The following is a 21,644-nucleotide window of genomic DNA, read 5'->3' on the forward strand; positions in this document are numbered from 1 at the left end:
ATTTTGACTGACTTTGCGTGTTTTGGAAGGTGAAAAATCACGTGATGCTCGTAGCCGAGCATGCCGTGATATGCGCCTTGCGCCTGGCTTTTTGCATGTTATCATCAGCCAAAGGCAAGGCATGAAAATGTCTATACGAAAACGTCCAAACGATGAGATATGCCAAAATGACCGATAAACTGACTTCCCTACGCCAAATGACTCAGGTTGTAGCTGACACCGGAGATATCGCGGCAATGAAGTTGTACCAGCCGCAAGATGCGACCACTAACCCGTCTCTGATCCTCAGCGCTGCCCAAATCCCTGAATACCGTAAACTGATCGACGAAGCTATCGCCTGGGCACGTGACCAGAGCAGCGATCATGACCAGCAGATTACTGATGCCGCTGACAAACTGGCAGTGAACATCGGTCTGGAAATCCTGAAACTGGTTCCGGGCCGTATTTCAACAGAAGTTGATGCACGTCTGTCATACGATACTGATGCAAGCGTGGCCAAAGCCAAACGCCTGATCAAACTCTACAATGATGCGGGTATCAGCAATGACCGTATCCTGATCAAACTGGCTTCGACCTGGCAGGGCATCCGCGCTGCTGAGAAACTGGAAAAAGAAGGCATCAACTGTAACCTGACGCTGCTGTTCTCCTTCGCTCAGGCGCGTGCTTGTGCTGAAGCGGGGGTCTTCCTGATTTCTCCGTTCGTTGGCCGTATCCTTGACTGGTACAAAGCCAACGGTGACAAAAAAGAGTTCGCACCGCATGAAGATCCGGGCGTCGTGTCGGTGACCGAAATCTACGAATACTACAAACAACACGGCTATGAAACTGTCGTGATGGGTGCAAGCTTCCGTAACATTGGCGAAATCATCGAACTGGCAGGCTGTGACCGCCTGACCATCGCCCCTACGCTGCTGAAAGAACTGGCAGAAAGCGAAGGCCCGCTGGAGCGCAAACTGTCCTTCTCCGGTGAAACCAAGCCACGCCCTGCACCACTGACTGAATCGCAGTTCTACTGGGAGCATAACCAGGATCCAATGGCGATCGACAAACTGGCTGACGGTATCCGTAAGTTTGCAGTCGATCAGGGTAAACTGGAAAAAATGATTTCTGATTTGCTGTAATCAGCGCTCTGTTTCAGCATAAAGCGGCTAATCAGCCGCTTTTTTTATGGCTGTGATAAAACCACTGGCCGGTTACCGATATACTGAGTGCTGTGACTACGAAGAAAATGCTGTGGAGAAATAGCATGGATACATTACGAATTGGTCTGGTATCAGTATCGGACCGCGCATCGAGCGGCGTTTATCAGGACAAAGGAATTCCGGCGCTGGAAGAATGGCTGCAAAAAGCGCTGATTACGCCCTTTAAGCTGGAAAAAAAACTGATCCCCGACGAGCAGCCGCTGATTGAACAGGCGATTAGCGAACTGGTCGATGAAAGCGGTTGTCATCTGGTACTGACTACCGGGGGAACCGGGCCTGCGCGTCGTGATGTCACGCCGGATGCCACCCTGGCTGTGGCCGACCGGGAAATGCCCGGCTTTGGCGAACAGATGCGCCAGATCAGCCTGCACTTCGTGCCGACGGCGATTTTATCGCGTCAGGTTGGGGTGATTCGCAAACAGGCGTTGATCCTGAATTTACCCGGCCAGCCGAAATCCATTCAGGAAACGCTGGAAGGGCTGAAGGATGCGGACGGTAAAGTGATAGTTTCCGGCATTTTTGCCAGCGTGCCTTATTGTATCCAGTTACTCGACGGGCCCTATATTGAAACCCATGATGAGGTGGTAGCAGCTTTCCGTCCGAAAAGTGCCCGCCGCGATACAAAAAACTGAATACCGTTCCTTTTTGAAATTTAGCGATGTTAAGCGTCAGACACGACTGGTGTGAAAAATATTTGCCGATATAGTAATAATTACTTTACAAAAGGTGGCAAAAACCTTTCCATTTTTTCACTCTGGTGTCTGACGGTATCCTATGCAACACGCACAATCGCGCCGGTTGAACCGGCAGGACTTCAAAACGCTTTCCCTCGCTGCACTGGGCGGCGCCCTGGAATTTTACGACTTTATCATTTTTGTCTTCTTCGCTGCGGTGATAGGCGATCTCTTCTTCCCGGCCAATATGCCCGACTGGCTCCGTCAGGTTCAGACCTTTGGTATTTTTGCTGCCGGTTATCTGGCGCGTCCGCTGGGCGGCATTATCATGGCACACTTCGGGGATTTGGTCGGCCGTAAGCGCATGTTCAGTCTGAGCATTTTGCTGATGGCATTACCCACGCTGGCGATGGGGATGTTGCCAACATACGCCTCGATTGGCATGGCGGCTCCGCTGTTACTGTTACTGATGCGCCTGTTACAAGGGGCAGCAATTGGCGGCGAAGTGCCGGGCGCATGGGTATTTGTCGCCGAACATGTACCACGTAACCGCATCGGTTTCGCTTGCGGCACTCTCACAGCCGGTTTAACGCTGGGGATCCTGCTGGGTTCTGTGGTGGCAACTTTACTGAACACCAGCATGACACCAGCCGCCATCAGTCAGTATGGCTGGCGTATTCCGTTCTTCATAGGCGGAGTTTTTGGTCTGATCGCGATGTATCTGCGCCGTTGGTTACAGGAAACGCCTGTCTTCATTGAAATGAAAACGCGTAAGGCGCTGGCGGAAGAACTACCTTTGAAAGCCGTCATTGCCAATCACAAAAAAGAAGTCGTGGTATCAATGCTGATGACCTGGCTGTTATCAGCGGGTATCGTGGTGGTGATCCTGATGACCCCCACCTGGTTGCAGAAGCAGTTCGGCATTCCGGCGGCAGCGGCATTACAGGCAAATTGTCTGGCCACCGTGGCGCTGATGTTCGGGTGCATTATTTCGGGCAGCATTGTTGATCGCCTCGGAGCCAGCAAAACCTTTATCTTCGGCAGCCTGTTCCTCGGGATTTGCAGCGCTGCTTTTTATCACATGGTCGCGGCAGACGCCTCAGTGCTGATGGGCATGTATGCGCTGGCAGGGCTAAGCGTGGGCGTAGTTGGCGCCGTACCTTACGTGATGGTGCGGGCGTTTCCGGCGGAAGTCCGTTTTACCGGCATCTCTTTTTCATACAATGTGGCCTACGCGATTTTCGGTGGTCTGACGCCCGTCTTTGTCACATTGTTCATGCGCCTGACACCGATGGCTCCCGCCTGGTATGTGCTGGCTTTGTCGGCGATTGGCTTGCTGACCGGTCTTTATCTCAGCCGTGATTTGGACAGCGAAACGACCCGCACAGCGAAATTTTCCGAGGGTGCCGCTTCCGGCCAGTGATTGGATTTTATGGCTAAAAAGCCCTGCTGCAATGCAGGGCTTTTTGCGCGTGGCTGAGGGCACTTATGCCACAACAGCGTCAACTTGCGGAGCGTGGTTTTTTGGCTCACCGACTGGCAAAACAGTACGGCCATATTGCTCGTTCAGCACTTCGGCCATCGCCAGGTAAATCGCGCTGGCGCCGCAGAAGATGCCTTCAAAGCCAGCAAAATGCAGAACAGCAGCATTCCCGGTCATATTTCCATAGCAAAGCAGGGCGAACAAAATCGTCAGACTGCCAAAAACAACCTGTATACCGCGGTTTGCTTTCAGGGTGCCAAAAAACATGAATAAGGTGAACACACCCCAGATGCCGAGATAAGCACCGAGGAAAGCTTCGCTACTGGCATCGGCCATGCCCATGCGCGGTAGCATTAAGATGCCGACCAGGCTTAACCAGAACGCGCCATAAGAAGTGAATGCGGTGGTACCGAACGTATTCCCTTTTTTAAATTCCATCATCCCGGCAAGAATTTGAATCAAACCACCATAAAAAATCCCCATACTGACAATGACTGCGGTCAGAGGGAAAAAACCTGCGTTGTGTAAATTTAATAAGATTGTGGTCATACCAAATCCCATCAGCCCGAGCGGGCCTGGATTTGCCAACGTTTTGCTGTGCATAGATCCTCTGTATCGGAATTATTATTAATTGATAATCGGGGGAAGAAACGCTTGGGAAATGGGCAAAAAACCCACATATCGTAGAAGCGCGCGGCATCATAAGGAGGGTAGCGTCAGCAAACATTGATCTGGCGTAACAGCAATTGAAGATTTTTTTTCACTTTGCCCCTTGATGCTGAGCGGCATGGCCCCATCTTATTCCCAACCGCAGTTGTTACCGTCGGGAAATCCGTTAAATGGGGCTGTTGAAATCGTAAAGATCGGCCACATATACAGTAGCAACCTGAACGAATATGAATTTAAGTGGAGACGTTTTAGATGGGTAAAATTATTGGGATCGACCTGGGCACCACCAACTCTTGTGTAGCTATCATGGATGGCACGACTGCTCGTGTACTGGAGAATGCTGAAGGCGACCGCACCACTCCTTCCATCATCGCTTATGCGGCAGATGGCGAGACTCTGGTAGGTTCTCCGGCTAAACGTCAGGCTGTGACTAACCCGCAGAATACCCTGTTTGCGATCAAGCGCCTGATTGGCCGTCGCTTCCAGGATGAAGAAGTACAACGTGATAAAGGCATCATGCCTTACCAGATCGTAAGCGCTGACAATGGTGATGCGTGGATCGACGTTAAAGGTCAAAGAATCGCACCGCCGCAGATCTCTGCCGAAGTGTTGAAGAAAATGAAGAAAACCGCTGAAGATTATCTGGGCGAACCGGTAACTGAAGCTGTTATCACCGTACCTGCTTACTTCAACGATGCTCAGCGTCAGGCAACGAAAGACGCTGGCCGTATCGCAGGTCTGGAAGTCAAACGTATCATCAACGAACCGACTGCAGCAGCACTGGCGTATGGTCTGGATCGCGAAATCGGCAACCGTACTATCGCGGTATATGACCTGGGTGGTGGTACTTTCGATATCTCTATTATCGAAATTGATGAAGTTGACGGTGAAAAAACCTTTGAAGTACTGGCGACCAACGGTGACACTCACCTTGGTGGTGAAGACTTCGATAGCCGTATGATCAACTATCTGGTTGAAGAATTTAAGAAAGAGCAAGGCATGGATCTGCGTAACGATCCACTGGCGATGCAACGTCTGAAAGAAGCCGCTGAAAAAGCGAAGATTGAATTGTCTTCTGCTCAGCAAACTGACGTGAACCTGCCGTACATCACTGCTGATGCGACAGGTCCTAAACACATGAACATCAAAGTGACCCGTGCAAAACTGGAATCTTTGGTAGAAGACCTGGTTAACCGTTCTATCGAACCACTGAAAGTGGCGCTGAAAGACGCAGGTCTGTCAGTTTCTGATATTCAGGACGTTATCCTGGTGGGTGGTCAGACCCGTATGCCAATGGTTCAGAAGAAAGTTGCAGATTTCTTCGGTAAAGAACCACGTAAAGACGTGAACCCGGACGAAGCTGTGGCAATCGGTGCAGCGGTTCAGGGTGGTGTATTGGCAGGTGATGTGAAAGATGTTCTGCTGCTGGATGTAACGCCGTTGTCTCTGGGTATCGAGACCATGGGCAGCGTGATGACTCCGCTTATTACCAAAAACACCACTATCCCGACTAAACACAGCCAGGTGTTCTCTACTGCGGAAGACAACCAGTCTGCAGTCACCATCCATGTGTTGCAGGGTGAACGTAAGCGTGCAAGTGATAACAAATCTCTGGGTCAATTCAACCTGGACGGTATTCAGGCAGCACCACGCGGTCAGGCTCAGATCGAAGTCACCTTCGACCTTGATGCCGACGGTATCCTGCATGTGTCTGCGAAAGACAAAAATACCGGCCGTGAGCAGAAGATCACCATCAAGGCATCTTCTGGTCTGAGCGAAGAAGAAATCCAGAAAATGGTTAATGATGCTGAAGCCAATGCCGAATCTGACCGTAAGTTTGAAGAACTGGTTCAGACCCGCAACCAGGCGGATCATCTGATCCACGGTACCCGTAAGCAACTGGAAGAAGCGGGCGACAAACTGCCAGCTGAAGACAAAACTGCCGTAGAAGAAGCCCTGAAAGCACTGGAAGTGTCTGCTAAAGGTGAAGATAAGGCTGATATCGAAGCGAAAATCCAGGCGCTGGTACAGGTTTCCGGCAAACTGATGGAAATGGCTCAGCAGCAAGGCCAGGCAGAAGGCGGCGACACCAGCGCGCAGAAAGATGATGACGTTGTTGACGCTGAATTCGAAGAAGTTAAAGACAAAAAATAATCGCCCTTAAGCGGGCACAGTAAGAAGCTTTACTGATAACCAGCACGGGCGTCGAGGAAACTCTACGCCCGTGCACGCATGTTGAGGGTAGGTTAAAGCATGGCGAAGCAAGATTATTACGAGATTTTAGGCGTATCCAAAACAGCGGATGAGCGTGAAATCAAAAAGGCTTATAAGCGTCTGGCGATGAAACATCACCCTGACCGTAATCAGGGCGATAAAGAATCGGAAAGTAAATTCAAAGAAATTAAAGAAGCTTATGAAATTCTGACCGATGCGCAAAAGCGTGCGGCCTATGACCAGTACGGTCATGCAGCCTTTGAGCAAGGTGGCATGGGCGGTGGTGGCGGTGGCTACGGCGGCGGTGCAGATTTCAGCGACATCTTTGGTGACGTCTTTGGCGACATCTTTGGCGGCGGTCGCCGTCAGCGTGCCAGCCGGGGTTCAGACCTGCGTTACAACATGGATCTGACTCTGGAAGAGGCCGTTCGTGGTGTCACCAAAGAAATCCGCATCCCGACACTGGATGAATGTGACGTTTGTCACGGCAGCGGCGCGAAAGCGGGTAGCTCTCCGGCCACCTGTCCGACCTGTCATGGTGCAGGCCAGGTTCAGATGCGTCAGGGCTTCTTCACAGTTCAGCAAGCGTGTCCGACCTGTCAGGGGCGCGGTAAAGTGATTAAAGATCCGTGCACAAAATGTCACGGACATGGTCGCGTAGAACGTTCAAAAACGCTGTCAGTGAAAATTCCTGCGGGTGTGGATACGGGCGACCGTATTCGTCTGGAAGGTGAAGGCGAAGCCGGTGAGCATGGTGCTCCGTCAGGGGACCTGTACGTCCAGGTTCAGGTTAAAGCGCACAAAATCTTTGAGCGCGAAGGTAATAACCTGTACTGCGAAGTACCAATCAACTTCGCCATGGCGGCACTGGGTGGCGAAATTGAAGTGCCAACGCTTGATGGTCGCGTGAGCCTGAAAATCCCGGCTGAAACGCAAACGGGGAAAATGTTCCGTATGCGCGGACGTGGCGTAAAATCTGTCCGTGGTGGTGCTCAGGGCGACCTGATGTGCCGTGTGGTGGTAGAAACTCCGGTCAGTCTGAACGAGAAGCAGAAGCAGTTGCTGCGGGATCTGGAAGAAAGTTTTGGCGGTGTTTCGGGTGAAAAAAACAGCCCGCGCTCCAAAAGCTTCCTCGACGGCGTGAAAAAGTTTTTTGATGACCTGACCCGCTAACCATTCGCTGGATACAGCGATGCAGAGCCAGACAACATCCCCGGCAGCGGTTAACGCGCCGGGGATTTTTTTATGCATTCTGATGTAAAAAGGGAAATCCAATGCCTCGTAAAAAACGAGCTATAATGCAGAAATAATCGACTTTTTACGAAGTGATTGTTTGCGTACAATTCAGACATTCCATTGTGGTAAGCATTTTCTTGCCACGTTTTTTCTACAGGAGAATCAGGATGTCGAATATTATTCGTCAGTTTTTACGGATGGAAGCCGCCGGTGGTGTGGTGTTAATCATTGCAGCCATCGTGGCATTAATCATGGCGAACAGCCCGTTGCAGGGAGTTTATCAGGCGTTTCTCGATGTTCCCGTCACCTTACGTTTTTCCGAGCTTCTGATCGACAAGCCACTTTTGCTGTGGATTAACGATGGCCTGATGGCGGTTTTCTTTCTGATGATTGGTCTGGAAGTAAAGCGGGAGATGTGTGAAGGTGCGCTGGCCAATCGCCAGCAGGCGATGTTTCCTGCCATTGCTGCGCTCGGTGGTATGGTTGTTCCGGCATTAATCTATTTACTGTTTAACGGCGGCGATGAAATCGCCCGTCAGGGGTGGGCTATTCCGGCAGCAACGGACATTGCGTTTGCGCTGGGTGTAATGGCGCTGCTGGGCTCGCGTGTACCAACCGGGTTAAAAGTATTCCTGCTGGCTCTGGCGATTATTGATGACCTGGGTGCCATTGTGATCATTGCTCTGTTTTATAGCCATGATGTGTCGATGATTGCGCTGGGTTTATCGGCGGTCTGCATCGCGGCCCTGGCTTTCCTGAACTGGCGCGGAGTAACAAAGCTGACGCCTTACCTGCTGATTGGTGCCGTATTCTGGGTCTGTGTGCTGAAATCAGGGATTCACGCGACACTGGCGGGTGTCATTCTTGGTTTCTTAATTCCGTTAAGGACCAAAGAGAATAAAAAATCACCGGCACGCCGTCTGGAACATGGGATCCATCCTTATGTTTCCTGGTTTATTTTGCCGATGTTCGCGTTCGCCAATGCCGGTATCTCATTGCAGGGCGTGACGGTCGCGGGTTCATTCTCAACATTACCCATGGGTATTGCTGCCGGGCTTGTGCTCGGTAAGCCGCTGGGTATTATGCTGTTCGGGGGGATCGCGTTGAAATCAGGAATGACACGTCTGTCATCCGGCATAACCTTTAGTCAGATTGCGGCAGTTTCCGTGCTGTGTGGCATCGGTTTCACTATGTCGATTTTCATCGGTTCTCTGGCTTTTGCAACGCTTGAACCCGCGCTGCTGACATATGCAAAAATGGGTATACTGATGGGTTCAGTCGCATCAGCGGTTCTGGGATACCTGCTCCTGAGCCGGGCCTTACCGAAGAAACGTACAGCATAATGCTGACTTTATACTTCAGGAAAGGGTGAAACCATGCCTCATATTAATTACAACCATTTGTATTATTTCTGGCACGTATGCAAATCAGGTTCAGTTGTAGGAGCTGCGGAAGCATTACATCTTACTCCGCAAACCATCACCGGACAGATTAAGTCTCTGGAAGAAAGGTTGGATGGCAAACTTTTTAAACGGCTGGGGCGGGGGCTGGTGCCTTCTGAACTGGGGCAACTGATTTACCGCTATGCCGATAAAATGTTCACTCTCAGTCAGGAAATGCTGGATATTGTGAATTACCGCAAAGAGGCGAGCCTGCTATTTGATGTGGGTGTGGCGGATGCGTTATCCAAACGACTGGTCAGCCGTGTGCTGGAAGCTGCGGTGCCGCCGGACAACGCACAAATTCACCTGCGCTGTTTTGAATCGACTCACGAAATGCTGCTTGAACAGCTGAGTCAGCATAAACTGGACATGATTTTGTCAGATTGCCCGGTGGATTCTACCCAGCAGGAAGGGTTGTTTTCGGTCAAACTGGGTGAAAGTCCGATCAGCTTCTTTTGTTGTAATCCGCCGTCAGGCATGGATTTTCCGGATTGCCTGGAGCATCGTCCATTACTCATCCCCGGCCGGCGTTCGATGCTGGGACGTAAGTTGCTTAACTGGTTTAATACGCAGGGGTTGAAGGTCAATATTCTTGGTGAGTTTGACGATGCCGCGCTGATGAAAGCGTTTGGAATGAACAACGATGCGATATTTGTCGCTCCGGCCGTTTATTCATCAACTGAATTTCAGGATGAGAAAATCGAGGAAGTCGGGCGCGTCGAAGGAATTATGGAAGAGTATTACGTGATTTTTGCCGAAAGAATGATTCAACATCCTTCTGTGCAGAGGATTTGTTACACCGACTTTTCAGCATTGTTTGAGTAGAAATTACTCAACTTTCAGATATAAAAAAACCGGCGTGAGCCGGCTTTTTTATCAAGCATTTCAGCGTAATGCGATTATTGCATTGCGTTGATTTGCGCAGTCAGGTTTGACTTATGACGCGCTGCTTTGTTTTTGTGGATCAGGCCTTTGCAAGACTGACGGTCCACGATTGGTTGCATTTCGTTAAATGCGTTTTGTGCAGCAGCTTTGTCGCCTGCTGCAATAGCCGCGTATACCTTCTTGATAAAGGTACGCATCATAGAACGACGGCTCGCGTTGTGCTTACGGCGTTTTTCTGACTGTACGGCGCGTTTCTTAGCTGATTTGATATTAGCCAAGGCCAACTCCCAAATATTTTTCTATTGATGAACAATTCAAAGGCCGAGGAATATGCCTTTTCGGTCTTCTTTTGTCAACGGATTTGTGCAAATAAGCGGCGTTTTAAAGAGTGAACTTTACTCGTCGCTTGTTACGTTGTGATGGCGCAGGATTTTAACAGCTTCCGGCATCGGAATACAGTCTTTCGCGAGAAAAATCGACAGGAGAGTGTACAAACTGCCCACTACGGCCATTAACGCTTTGTTTATGCGAAAAGTCACGCATTCCCTGTATGCAACGAAAGATTTTCATCGCCACGCCGCCATTTGAACCGCAATATCTGCCGTATGCAAGAGAGAATGGTGTGATCCTGCTAATCGCTGGTTAACCTTGGAGGCTGTACAAGGTATAATCCGCCGATTTCCATCGTTATGAGTCAGCATTGGATTTGAGCCAGCTATGGAGCTAATTCGCGGAATACACAATATTCGGGCACGTCATCATGGGTGTGTGCTGACTATTGGCAATTTTGATGGTGTACACCGTGGCCACCAGGCCCTGATTGAACAGCTTAAGCTGGAAGGTCAACGTCTGGGACTGCCGGTGATGGTAATGATTTTTGAGCCCCAGCCTCTGGAACTGTTTGCCGGTGATAAAGCACCTGCACGCCTGACCAGTTTGCGCGATAAGGCCAAGTATCTGGCAGAGTGCGGCGTAGATTACCTTTTATGTGTCCGCTTCGAGCCACGGTTCGCAGCACACATGGCACAGGCATTTATCTCGCAGCTGCTGGTTGAAAAGCTGGGCGTCAGATTCCTGACTGTCGGGGATGATTTCCGCTTTGGAGCCAGCCGTCTCGGGGATTTTGAGCTATTACAGAAGGCCGGTGAAGAATACGGTTTTGAAGTGATCAGCACGCAAACTTTCCGTGAAGGTGGGAACCGCATCAGCAGCACGGCGATCCGTAATGCGTTGCGTGACGATGATCTGGCGCTGGCCGAGAATTTACTGGGTCACCCGTTCAGCATCTCTGGCCGTGTCGTACACGGTGATAAACTCGGGCGTACTATCGGCTTCCCGACGGCGAACGTGCCGTTGAAGCGGGTCGTCTCTCCGGTGCGCGGTGTGTATGCAGTTGAAGTCTTAGGCCTCGGGCCTGAACCGTTGCCGGGCGTGGCGAACATTGGAATACGCCCGACAGTCGGTGGTGTGCGCAAGCAGTTGGAAGTGCACCTGCTCGACACCACATTAGATTTATACGGGCGCCACATTGATGTGGTGCTCCGCGCGAAATTGCGCAACGAACAGCGTTTCTCCTCGCTTGATGCTTTAAAGCAACAAATTGCGAACGATGAAGTGACGGCCCGTGAATTCTTTGGGTTAAAGACACTGCGCTAAACATGTACTGACAGGCCTGTAACAAAGCCTGGAATCCAGCCGAAAACGGAACCGAGAATCTATGAGTGACTACAAGAACACCCTGAATTTGCCGGAAACAGGGTTCCCGATGCGTGGCGATCTGGCCAAGCGTGAACCTGACATGCTGAAGAATTGGTATGACCAGGATCTGTACGGGATTATTCGTGCTGCCAAGAAAGGCAAGAAAACCTTTATTTTGCATGACGGCCCTCCGTATGCGAACGGCAGCATTCATATTGGTCACTCAGTCAATAAAATTCTTAAAGACATGATCGTTAAGTCCAAAGGGCTGGCGGGCTTTGATGCCCCGTATGTGCCAGGCTGGGATTGTCATGGTCTGCCGATCGAGCTGAAAGTCGAACAACTGATCGGTAAGCCGGGTGAGAAAGTCACGGCAGCGGAATTTCGCGAAGCCTGCCGTAAATATGCAGCAGAACAGGTTGAAGGTCAGAAGAAAGACTTCATCCGTCTGGGCGTATTAGGTGACTGGGATCATCCGTACCTGACGATGGATTTCAAAACTGAAGCCAACATCATTCGTGCACTGGGTAAAATCATCGGTAACGGCCACCTGCACAAAGGGGCTAAGCCGGTTCACTGGTGTACAGATTGCGGTTCATCACTGGCAGAAGCAGAGGTCGAGTATTACGACAAAACCTCTCCTTCTATAGATGTTGCGTTCAACGCAACTGACGCCGCCGCTGTTGCCGCGAAATTTGGTGTATCAGCGTTTAATGGCCCGATTTCACTGGTAATCTGGACCACTACACCGTGGACCATGCCTGCTAACCGGGCTATTTCACTGAATCCGGAGTTTGCTTATCAGCTGGTTCAGGTGGAAGGTCAGTGTCTGATCCTGGCGACCGATCTGGTTGAAAGCGTCATGAAACGCGCCGGTATCGCAGAATGGACCGTGCTGGGCGAATGTAAAGGCGCAGATCTTGAGCTGTTGCGTTTCAAACACCCGTTCCTCGACTTCGATGTGCCGGCGATCCTTGGCGATCACGTGACGCTCGATGCCGGTACCGGTGCCGTGCATACCGCACCGGGTCACGGCCCGGATGACTTTGTCATCGGCCAGAAATACGGTCTGGAAGTCGCCAATCCGGTAGGGCCGAACGGTTGCTATCTGCCGGGTACTTACCCGACGCTGGACGGTAAATTCGTCTTTAAAGCCAATGACCTGATCGTTGAGTTGCTGCGTGAAAAAGGCGCATTGCTGCACGTTGAGAAAATCACGCACAGCTATCCGTGCTGCTGGCGTCACAAAACGCCAATCATCTTCCGCGCCACGCCACAATGGTTCATCAGCATGGATCAGAAGGGCCTGCGTCAGCAATCTCTGGAAGAGATCAAGGGCGTACAGTGGATCCCGGACTGGGGCCAGGCACGTATTGAAAACATGGTCGCTAACCGTCCTGACTGGTGTATCTCCCGTCAGCGTACCTGGGGCGTGCCGATGTCTCTGTTCGTCCATAAAGACACCGAGCAACTGCATCCGCGCAGTCTTGAGCTGATGGAAGAAGTGGCAAAACGTGTTGAAGTGGATGGCATTCAGGCGTGGTGGGATCTGAATCCGGAAGATATTCTGGGGGCTGACGCGGCTGAATACGTCAAAGTGCCGGATACGCTGGACGTCTGGTTTGACTCCGGTTCAACGCATTCTTCCGTCGTGGATGTGCGTCCTGAGTTCAACGGGCATTCTCCTGATTTGTATCTGGAAGGGTCTGACCAGCATCGCGGCTGGTTCATGTCTTCCCTGATGATTGCGACGGCAATGAAAGGCAAAGCGCCTTACAAGCAAGTGCTGACGCACGGTTTCACCGTGGATGGTCAGGGCCGCAAAATGTCTAAATCCATCGGCAATACCATCGCTCCACAGGATGTGATGAACAAGCTGGGCGGCGATATTCTGCGTCTGTGGGTGGCGTCTACGGATTACACGGGCGAAATTGCCGTGTCCGACGAGATCCTGAAACGTGCTGCCGATTCTTACCGCCGTATCCGTAACACTGCGCGCTTCCTGCTGGCGAACCTTAACGGTTTCGATCCTGCGCTGCACAGCGTGGCGCCGGAAGATATGGTGGTGTTGGATCGCTGGGCTGTAGGGCGCGCTAAAGCTGCACAGGAAGAAATCATTGCCGCGTATGAAGCTTATGATTTCCACGGCGTCGTTCAGCGTCTGATGCAGTTCTGCTCGATCGAAATGGGTTCCTTCTACCTGGACATCATCAAAGATCGTCAGTACACCGCAAAAAGTGACAGCATTGCACGTCGCAGTTGCCAGACCGCGCTGTATCACATCAGCGAAGCACTGGTCCGCTGGATGGCACCGATCATGTCGTTCACTGCCGATGAAATCTGGGCTGAATTGCCGGGAAGCCGTGAGAAATTCGTCTTTACCGAAGAATGGTATGACGGTTTGTTCGGTCTGGCAGGAAATGAATCCATGAACGATGCGTTCTGGGATGAGCTGCTCAAAGTGCGTGGTGAAGTGAACAAAGTGATCGAGCAGGCGCGTGCTGATAAACGTCTTGGCGGTTCACTGGAAGCTGCTGTCACCCTGTTTGCTGATGACGCGCTGGCAACTGACCTGCGTTCTCTGGGCAATGAACTGCGCTTCGTGCTGCTGACATCAGGCGCGAAAGTCGCGGCGCTGTCAGAAGCTGACGATGCTGCTCAGCCAAGTGAATTGCTTAAGGGCCTGAAAATTGGTCTGGCGAAAGCGGAAGGCGATAAATGCCCGCGCTGCTGGCATTACACGACTGACGTTGGCCAGAACGCGGAACACAGCGACATCTGCGGTCGCTGTGTCACTAACATCGCCGGTGACGGTGAAGAGCGTAAGTTTGCATAATGAGTAAATCGATTTGTTCCACCGGACTCCGCTGGCTCTGGCTGGCGGTCGTGGTCATCATCGTGGATCTGGGCAGTAAGTTTCTCATTATGGGGAACTTCCAGCTCGGTGAATCCATGCCTTTGATCCCGTATTTAAACCTGTTCTACGCCCAGAATCATGGCGCTGCGTTTAGTTTCCTGGCTGATAAAGGCGGCTGGCAGCGCTGGTTCTTTGCGTTAATTGCGCTGGTGATTGTCGTGGCGCTGGTGGTGCTGATGTATCGCGGCAGCGCGAAGCAAAAGCTGAATAACATCGCTTTTGCGATGATCATCGGCGGGGCGCTGGGCAACTTATTTGATCGTTTGTATCACGGTTTTGTGGTCGATTTTATCGATTTTTATGTCGGTAACTGGCATTTCGCTACGTTCAATCTGGCCGACAGCTTTATCTGTGTCGGCGCAGCCATGGTGGTGTTGGAGGGTTTTCTGGCAAAACCCTCTGAAGCCACAAAGAGTAAAGGATAAGTTCTATGTCTCAGCAGGTGAAACACGACAGCGCTGTACTGGTGCACTTTACGTTGAAGCTGGAAGATGGCTCAACGGCGGAGTCAACCCGCGCCAATGGCAAACCTGCACTGTTTCGCCTTGGCGACAGCAGTTTGTCTGATGCGCTGGAAAATCAGCTGTTAGGGCTGAACGTCGGGGATAAGCGGGCGTTTACGTTAGCCCCTGAATCTGCATTCGGCAGCAAGAGCCCGGATTTGGTTCAGTTCTTCTCCCGCCGTGATTTTCAGGAAACCGGGGTGCCGGACGTGGGCACCATCATGTTGTTCAGTGGTCGTGATGGCAATGAAATGCCGGGCGTTGTCCGTGAAGTGACAGAAGATTCAATCACTGTAGATTTCAACCATCCGCTGGCAGGGCAACATATCGATTTCGATATTGAAGTGCTGGAAATTGACCCGGAGCTTGAGGGGAAACATGCAGATATTGCTGGCTAATCCGCGAGGATTTTGTGCGGGTGTTGACCGCGCAATCAGTATTGTGGAACGTGCGCTGGAAATTTACGGCGCACCTATCTATGTCCGCCATGAAGTGGTGCATAACCGTTACGTGGTCGACAGCCTGCGTCAGCGCGGTGCTGTTTTCATTGAGCAAATCAGTGAAGTACCTGATGGATCTATTCTAATCTTCTCCGCTCACGGCGTTTCTCAGGCAGTACGCGCAGAAGCGAAAGCACGTGCCCTGACCATGCTCTTTGATGCCACCTGTCCGCTGGTGACGAAAGTTCATATGGAAGTGGCGCGCGCCAGCCGTAAAGGTACTGAAGCGATTTTGATTGGCCATGCCGGGCATCCTGAAGTGGAAGGCACTATGGGGCAGTACAGCAACCCGAAAGGGGGAATGTATCTGGTCGAAGCACCTGAAGATGTTTATAAATTGCAGGTGAAAGACGAGAATAATCTGTGCTTTATGACCCAAACCACGCTGTCGGTCGATGATACGTCTGCCGTGATTGATGCGCTTCGCGAACGTTTCCCGAAAATCATCGGGCCGCGTAAAGATGATATTTGTTATGCCACGACTAACCGTCAGGAGGCCGTGCGTACGCTGGCTGACGGGGCAGATGTTGTGCTGGTGGTGGGGTCGAAGAATTCCTCGAACTCCAACCGTCTTGCCGAACTGGCGCAGCGCGTCGGCGTACCTTCTTATCTGATTGATTCGGCGGCTGATATTCAGGAAAGCTGGCTGAAAGATGCGAAAAGCATCGGCGTGACCGCAGGCGCATCGGCACCGGATATTCTGGTGCAGGATGTGATCAGCAAGCTGAAAACTTTTGGTGGACTTGATGTCATCAACATCGAAGGGCGCGAAGAAAATATTGTATTTGAAGTGCCAAAAGAACTGCGTGTCGATGTGCGTCAGATCGACTGAGCGCAGAATCTGAATGAAAAACCGGCTCAATGTGGCCGGTTTTTTTATGTCTGCACTTTTATGGCATCAATGAGGCAGGAGTTTGAATAAATTTTGCGGCGAGCCGACCGTGGTAGTTTCCACATGCAGTAACGCGCCTTCCAGTGCATGCGGTGCATCGAGATTTTTGCGTGCCGAGGTGATAAACAGTTCTGTCATATCCGGACCGCCAAAGGTGCAACAACTGGGTTGTGTCACCGGCACCGGTTGCGTATCCAGCGTGAGCAGTTCACCCTGATTGATTTGCTGGCGAAGCAGGCATTTTGAGCCCCAGCAGGCGGTGATCAGCCAGCCATTCAGTGCCAGCGCAGAGCCATCAGGGATCTTATCACCCGAAGAAAAACAGGATATTTTCAGCGGATTGATGCGGCGGGCATTGGCGGAGAAGAAACGTTTCTTTTTGCTGTCTGCAAACCATACCTTGCCTTCATACCAGACCAGAGTATTGGTACACCCGACATTATCAAGCATCATTTCCGGTCTTTCTGTACCTGCCTCATAGCGGAACCATTCGCCGTTGTCCTTTTCTTCCTTTATATCCAGTGTGCCAAACCACAGTGAGCCATCAGGCGCAATGGCCGCTTCATTCGGACGCGTGCCTTCTGCGCCGGGATAATCACAAAGCTTCTGGCGGCTTTTCTGTTCGTAATCGTAGAGATGTATCCCGTCGACGGAAACCAGCAAAAACTGATTTCTTTTTTCGGTCAGCAACACGGCGCTGGTCAGTGCGGGGAGTTGATGAATTTCGGTTTGCCCGTTATCGGGCCAGTAACGCAGAACACGCTGAGCCAGAATATCGACCCAAAGCAAAGATTGTGTACGCTGGCACCAGACGGGGGTTTCACCCAATTCGGCTCGATAGTCGCCAATGGCAGTAATGTCGGACCGGAAAAATGCTGACATCGCAAAGATCTCCTGCAGGTTACAAATGAATAGAGCGGGTGACTGTCTGTATTCAGTCTAGTCTGGCTTTGGCCGTGGGGGATAGATGAAATGCTGTAAAAAGAAAGGGCCAGCCCGTCAATAAGACGTAAAGCCGGCCCCGGAAGTTCAGTCGTTAAGGCTTAGAAGTCGTAACGCAGACGGATCAGGTTCATATCACCGAGGTTATCGGTAGAAGAAGTGAACACATGTTCGTAATCTACACGGAAGCCGTAGTCGAGCTGGAAGGACACACCCAGACCGTTATCAATACGCTGGTAATTACGGCCAGTCACATAGGTCAGACGGTCACCCATGAAGTATGGCTGAATGGTTTTAACGGCCAGCTGATTGATTGGGAAAGCATAACCCAGGAAGTATTCCAGGCCGTAAGCGTCACCGGCGAAGAAGTGATCTTCAGTTTTCACGCCTGTTGTCAGGAAGTCATGGTAGTAACCGCCACCGAAGGACGCTGTCCAGTTGCCTGGCTTCCAGCTTAGTGCAGTACCGACAATGCTCTGGTTGTAATCTTTAGACGTGTTATCACCTGGATTTCTCATTTCTGCATCGGTGTAGTTGTACGCAGTACCCCAGGTCAGGTCTTTGGTGATGTGGTAATCGACACCGACAGAACCGCCGCCGTTACGTTTGTAACGCAGGCCATTTTTACCGGTCAGCAGTTCGCTGTCTTCGAACAAGTACGATGCGTAAACATCTGCGTCGCCGAAGGTGTTTTTATATTTCAACATCTTACGGGAACGGTAAGAACCATCGTAGTCACCGTTCACCCCATTGCCTGGTGCCTGGGCGAGCATGTCATAATCCCAGATATCGGTTTTCGCACCCACCACATCGTAATAAACGCTGTTTTGCTGACCAAAGGTCAGCTGGCCGTAGGTTTTGCTTTTCAGACCGGTGTAGAGCATACGACGGCTGGTGTTATGCGCACCCTTCGCATAGTGATTATCCCAGCCAGTCAGGGCTGGAATATTTACACCCAATTCGTAGTAGTTAATCCAGCTGATGTCATCAAACAGATAATAATCAGCAGAGAAACGGAAACGCGTACCGCCATCAAAACCATTGGTTTTGTAGTTTTTCACACCGTTTTGGAACTGGAACTGCGGGCGAATACTGCCCCCGACCTGGAAGTTAAGACGGCTCAGCGGATCGTTTGGCTGTGGATCTTGTTTAAGCAGGGTAATTTCTGCGTGTGCAGCAAAGGAAGCTAAGCCAAATAAAAGACCTGCGGTCGCCACTTGTGTGACTTTGTTCAGTTTGAATTTCATGTTAAATCCCTGTGCCAATATACGGTTCTGAAAAATCAGCAACCAAATTGGCAATGTGTAGTTTTTATTTTTCCCTTACTGATGACTGTCTGGTAAGGGTGAAGACGCGCCATATGCAACCTGGCTACTCATTTTGACTGCCCGTTAAATCAAATTTCGGCAGTTAAAATTAGGTGGCTATTTATTATCACAATCATTGATTTTATCAATATTATTTCATCATATATAATAAAAATTTAATGTTTTAGATCTAGGAAATGTTTTGTTAGCTGCTTATCTGTTAGCACCAAGAGGGTAAATAAGCTTTTTCAGTAACCATCATCATATTGGTCTTTCTTCTTTATTACATATTGTCAGACGGTGCCCTGCGCGGAAGTGATAAAATCAAAGTAGTGAGAGAGGCGGAAATAAGGAAGGGGACGCTGAAACTTATGCACTACATTGCATGGTTATGCGAGCCGCCTTAAAGTGGATGTTTTGGCTTTTTTTGCCCGTGAGTTCCGGTTCTGCCCGTCGTTTAACACAAAATCACAAAATGCGTAACCTGAAACCAGATGGCTTTTACTGATATTAACGGGCCTGTATCATAATTTTCTAATTATGAAGCAATTTTGCTGGCTCCCTGATCGCGGGGTCGATAACCTGATTCTGTTTCAAGACAGAACCACAATAAGAAGAGAGTAATTATGAGTAACGCTGATATTCGCATGGCCATTGTTGGCGCAGGGGGTCGTATGGGCCGCCAGCTGATTCAGGCCGTATCCGATGCCGGTGGTGTGGTGTTGGGCGCAGCGCTTGAACGTTCGGGTTCTTCCTTAGTCGGAGCCGATGCGGGCGAACTGGCTGGCGTAGGGACGGCGGGCATCAAAGTGCATGATAATCTGGATTCCGTAGTCAATGACTTCGATATTCTGATCGACTTCACCCGTCCGGAAGGCACGCTGGCGCACCTTGAATTCTGCCAGAAACACCATAAAGGTATGATTATCGGCACTACAGGCTTTGATGACGCCGGTAAGGCTGCAATTAAACAAGCCTCTGAGGTTATTCCGGTGGTTTTTGCGGCCAACTTCAGCGTGGGTGTAAACGTTGTCCTCAAGCTGCTGGAAAAAGCGGCCAAAGTTATGGGCGACTATACCGATATTGAAATTGTCGAAGCGCACCACCGTCATAAAGTTGATGCACCATCGGGTACGGCGCTGGCAATGGGTGAAGTGATTGCTGATGCGTTAGGGCGTGACCTCAAGGATTGTGCGGTGTATGCCCGTGAAGGCCATACCGGAGAGCGTGATCCCAAAAGTATTGGTTTTGCCACCCTCCGCGCCGGCGATATCGTGGGTGAACATACTGCCATGTTTGCCGATATCGGTGAGCGTGTGGAGATTACCCACAAGGCTTCCAGCCGCATGACTTTCGCAAAAGGTGCAGTTCGTGCAGGAAAATGGCTTTCCTCGCATAAAAGTGGTCTTTATGACATGCGGGATGTCCTGGGTTTAGATGATTTGTAGTAAATGGTTTAGATGTGATGTGGTTGTTTTGGTCATAATCTTTTGATAAAAGGGCAGTTCCTTGATTGCCCTTCTCTTTTTATATGAAAATAGTGGTTTGAGTTTATTTTCTTTAATTAACCTTCTTTTTATATCTTTTCCTCTGTTTTCAGAAGGGCTATTGTTTGTTTTTTGTACATGCCCGTGATTCCTGCCTGTAACACTTCCTTGTTCCTCGTCATTTTTCAGACATCCTCCTCCGCAAACGGTTACTATAGTTACTTAGACTGTATTTTTATGGCAGTGAAAGCCTGTTTTCATTGAGTTGTGCGAAAAACAGAGAAATGTTGGCGCTTTTGGTAGACAAACCCGGCTGCCATCATTAGAATGCGCGCAATTTGCCAAAAATTGGCTTCGGGAGCGATTTTTGCATTGATTTAGATCGGGTTATCTGAATTAATATGCAGATATTGTGATTTATTATTCTTGGAGGATGCTTTGATAAAGTCAGCGCTATTGGTTCTGGAAGACGGAACCCAATTCCACGGTCGGGCCATCGGGGCAGAAGGGTCGGCAGTGGGGGAAGTGGTCTTCAATACGTCGATGACCGGTTATCAAGAAATCCTCACTGATCCTTCCTATTCCCGCCAGATTGTCACTCTCACTTATCCCCATATCGGTAATGTCGGCACCAATGCCGCTGATGAAGAATCCTCCGCAGTACACGCTCAAGGTCTGGTCATTCGCGATTTACCCCTGATTGCCAGCAACTACCGCAGTGAAGAAAATCTTTCTGATTACCTCAAGCGCAACAACATCGTTGCCATCGCCGATATTGATACCCGCAAGCTTACCCGTCTGTTGCGTGAAAAAGGCGCACAGAACGGCTGTATTATCGCGGGCGATTCACCGGATGCAGAACTGGCGCTGCAAAAAGCTAAAGCCTTCCCCGGCCTGAAAGGCATGGATCTGGCGAAAGAAGTGACGACCAGCGAATCATACAGCTGGCAACAAGGCAGCTGGACGCTGGAAGACGAACTGCCTGCAGCAAAGGAAGCCGAAGATCTGCCATTCCACGTGGTGGCTTACGATTACGGTGCGAAACGCAATATCCTGCGCATGCTGGTCGATCGCGGTTGCCGCCTGACCGTGGTTCCGGCGCAGACTCCGGCGGCTGACGTGCTGAAGCTGAATCCGGACGGTATCTTCCTGTCCAATGGTCCGGGCGATCCGGAGCCTTGCGACTACGCTATCGCGGCCATCAAAACCTTCCTGGAAACCGACATTCCTGTCTTCGGTATCTGCCTCGGCCATCAGTTACTGGCTCTCGCCAGCGGTGCGAAGACCGTGAAAATGAAACTCGGTCACCACGGCGGTAACCACCCGGTAAAAGATCTCGATAAAGATATCGTGATGATTACCGCACAGAACCACGGCTTTGCAGTTGATGAATCTGACCTGCCAGCCAATCTGCGCGTGACGCACAAATCATTGTTTGACCATACGGTGCAGGGTATACACCGTACCGATAAAGCGGCTTTCAGCTTCCAGGGGCATCCGGAAGCGAGCCCGGGCCCGCACGATGCGGCACCGCTGTTTGACCACTTTATTGAACTGATTGAAGCTTTCCGCACAAACAACGCCAGATAACAG

At 50.7% G+C, this 21,644-nt stretch carries 18 protein-coding genes; 14 read left to right on the plus strand and 4 right to left on the minus strand.

Translation table 11 applies throughout. The features are described from left to right. Positions 1-167 precede the first annotated feature (167 nt). From tal to ACOZIO_RS09280, 3 genes are all read left to right on the plus strand, one after another. Entirely contained in the window at positions 168-1,121 is a 954-nt protein-coding gene (tal, locus tag ACOZIO_RS09270; protein ID WP_129991299.1) for a transaldolase, read from the plus strand. 125 nt (positions 1,122-1,246) lie between these two features. Further along, on the plus strand, positions 1,247-1,834 hold the full coding sequence (mog, locus tag ACOZIO_RS09275; protein WP_129953252.1) for a molybdopterin adenylyltransferase: 588 nt from the start codon (positions 1,247-1,249) through the stop codon (positions 1,832-1,834). 142 nt (positions 1,835-1,976) lie between these two features. After that, positions 1,977-3,299 (plus strand): MFS transporter, encoded by a 1,323-nt coding sequence (locus ACOZIO_RS09280; protein WP_421595205.1) that lies wholly within the window; start codon positions 1,977-1,979, stop codon positions 3,297-3,299. 63 nt (positions 3,300-3,362) lie between these two features. Here ACOZIO_RS09280 and satP read toward each other — a convergent pair whose 3' ends face one another. Continuing rightward, positions 3,363-3,962, minus strand: coding sequence for an acetate uptake transporter (satP, locus tag ACOZIO_RS09285; protein ID WP_129953250.1), 600 nt, complete (start codon positions 3,960-3,962; stop codon positions 3,363-3,365). A gap of 318 nt (positions 3,963-4,280) precedes the next feature. Here satP and dnaK point away from each other — a divergent pair, with 318 nt between their 5' ends. The 4 genes from dnaK (at position 4,281) to nhaR (ending at position 9,745) form a co-directional block, all read left to right on the plus strand. Beyond that, positions 4,281-6,182 carry a molecular chaperone DnaK gene (dnaK, locus tag ACOZIO_RS09290; RefSeq protein ID WP_129991300.1) on the plus strand — a complete coding sequence of 634 codons (1,902 nt, stop codon included), beginning with the start codon at positions 4,281-4,283 and terminating at the stop codon, positions 6,180-6,182. A 99-nt stretch (positions 6,183-6,281) separates the two neighbouring features. Then, positions 6,282-7,415 carry a molecular chaperone DnaJ gene (gene dnaJ, locus ACOZIO_RS09295; protein WP_047605755.1) on the plus strand — a complete coding sequence of 378 codons (1,134 nt, stop codon included), beginning with the start codon at positions 6,282-6,284 and terminating at the stop codon, positions 7,413-7,415. A 230-nt stretch (positions 7,416-7,645) separates the two neighbouring features. Beyond that, positions 7,646-8,821 carry a Na+/H+ antiporter NhaA gene (gene nhaA / locus ACOZIO_RS09300; RefSeq protein WP_421595206.1) on the plus strand — a complete coding sequence of 392 codons (1,176 nt, stop codon included), beginning with the start codon at positions 7,646-7,648 and terminating at the stop codon, positions 8,819-8,821. A gap of 33 nt (positions 8,822-8,854) precedes the next feature. After that, positions 8,855-9,745 carry a transcriptional activator NhaR gene (gene nhaR, locus ACOZIO_RS09305; RefSeq protein WP_129953247.1) on the plus strand — a complete coding sequence of 297 codons (891 nt, stop codon included), beginning with the start codon at positions 8,855-8,857 and terminating at the stop codon, positions 9,743-9,745. A 74-nt stretch (positions 9,746-9,819) separates the two neighbouring features. Here nhaR and rpsT read toward each other — a convergent pair whose 3' ends face one another. Beyond that, a complete protein-coding gene (gene rpsT / locus ACOZIO_RS09310; protein ID WP_013577064.1) occupies positions 9,820-10,083 on the minus strand; it encodes a 30S ribosomal protein S20 in 264 nt (87 codons plus the stop codon). Between the two features lie 439 nt (positions 10,084-10,522). Here rpsT and ribF point away from each other — a divergent pair, with 439 nt between their 5' ends. The 5 genes from ribF (at position 10,523) to ispH (ending at position 16,255) form a co-directional block, all read left to right on the plus strand. Beyond that, positions 10,523-11,461, plus strand: a complete 939-nt coding sequence (gene ribF / locus ACOZIO_RS09315; RefSeq protein ID WP_129953246.1) for a bifunctional riboflavin kinase/FAD synthetase — start codon at positions 10,523-10,525, stop codon at positions 11,459-11,461. A 61-nt stretch (positions 11,462-11,522) separates the two neighbouring features. Then, the gene (gene ileS / locus ACOZIO_RS09320; RefSeq protein ID WP_129953245.1) at positions 11,523-14,339 is read left to right on the plus strand and encodes an isoleucine--tRNA ligase; all 2,817 of its coding nucleotides are present in this window, start codon (positions 11,523-11,525) and stop codon (positions 14,337-14,339) included. After that, entirely contained in the window at positions 14,339-14,845 is a 507-nt protein-coding gene (lspA, locus tag ACOZIO_RS09325; RefSeq protein ID WP_015698717.1) for a signal peptidase II, read from the plus strand. Before ileS ends, lspA begins: the two co-directional genes overlap by 1 nt. A gap of 5 nt (positions 14,846-14,850) precedes the next feature. Continuing rightward, on the plus strand, positions 14,851-15,321 hold the full coding sequence (gene fkpB / locus ACOZIO_RS09330) for an FKBP-type peptidyl-prolyl cis-trans isomerase (protein ID WP_129953244.1): 471 nt from the start codon (positions 14,851-14,853) through the stop codon (positions 15,319-15,321). Continuing rightward, positions 15,302-16,255 (plus strand): 4-hydroxy-3-methylbut-2-enyl diphosphate reductase, encoded by a 954-nt coding sequence (gene ispH, locus ACOZIO_RS09335; RefSeq protein ID WP_129953243.1) that lies wholly within the window; start codon positions 15,302-15,304, stop codon positions 16,253-16,255. Before fkpB ends, ispH begins: the two co-directional genes overlap by 20 nt. 66 nt (positions 16,256-16,321) lie before the next feature. On the opposite strand, the gene ACOZIO_RS09340 is transcribed toward ispH, so the two are convergent. Both ACOZIO_RS09340 and ACOZIO_RS09345 read right to left on the minus strand, forming a co-directional pair. Beyond that, the gene (locus ACOZIO_RS09340) at positions 16,322-17,197 is read right to left on the minus strand and encodes an SMP-30/gluconolactonase/LRE family protein (RefSeq protein WP_129953242.1); all 876 of its coding nucleotides are present in this window, start codon (positions 17,195-17,197) and stop codon (positions 16,322-16,324) included. Between the two features lie 161 nt (positions 17,198-17,358). Next, positions 17,359-18,504, minus strand: coding sequence for a porin (locus ACOZIO_RS09345; RefSeq protein ID WP_129953241.1), 1,146 nt, complete (start codon positions 18,502-18,504; stop codon positions 17,359-17,361). A 686-nt stretch (positions 18,505-19,190) separates the two neighbouring features. Between ACOZIO_RS09345 and dapB the strand changes: the two genes are divergently transcribed. Beyond that, a complete protein-coding gene (dapB, locus tag ACOZIO_RS09350; RefSeq protein ID WP_421595207.1) occupies positions 19,191-20,012 on the plus strand; it encodes a 4-hydroxy-tetrahydrodipicolinate reductase in 822 nt (273 codons plus the stop codon). 477 nt (positions 20,013-20,489) lie between these two features. Further along, complete coding sequence (gene carA, locus ACOZIO_RS09355; RefSeq protein ID WP_129953239.1) at positions 20,490-21,641, plus strand: glutamine-hydrolyzing carbamoyl-phosphate synthase small subunit; 1,152 nt, start codon at positions 20,490-20,492, stop codon at positions 21,639-21,641. Positions 21,642-21,644: the final 3 nt, after the last annotated feature.

Origin of the sequence: Rahnella sp. PD4 (assembly GCF_049199325.1) — a bacterium.
Taxonomy (GTDB): Bacteria; Pseudomonadota; Gammaproteobacteria; order Enterobacterales; family Enterobacteriaceae; genus Rahnella; species Rahnella perminowiae.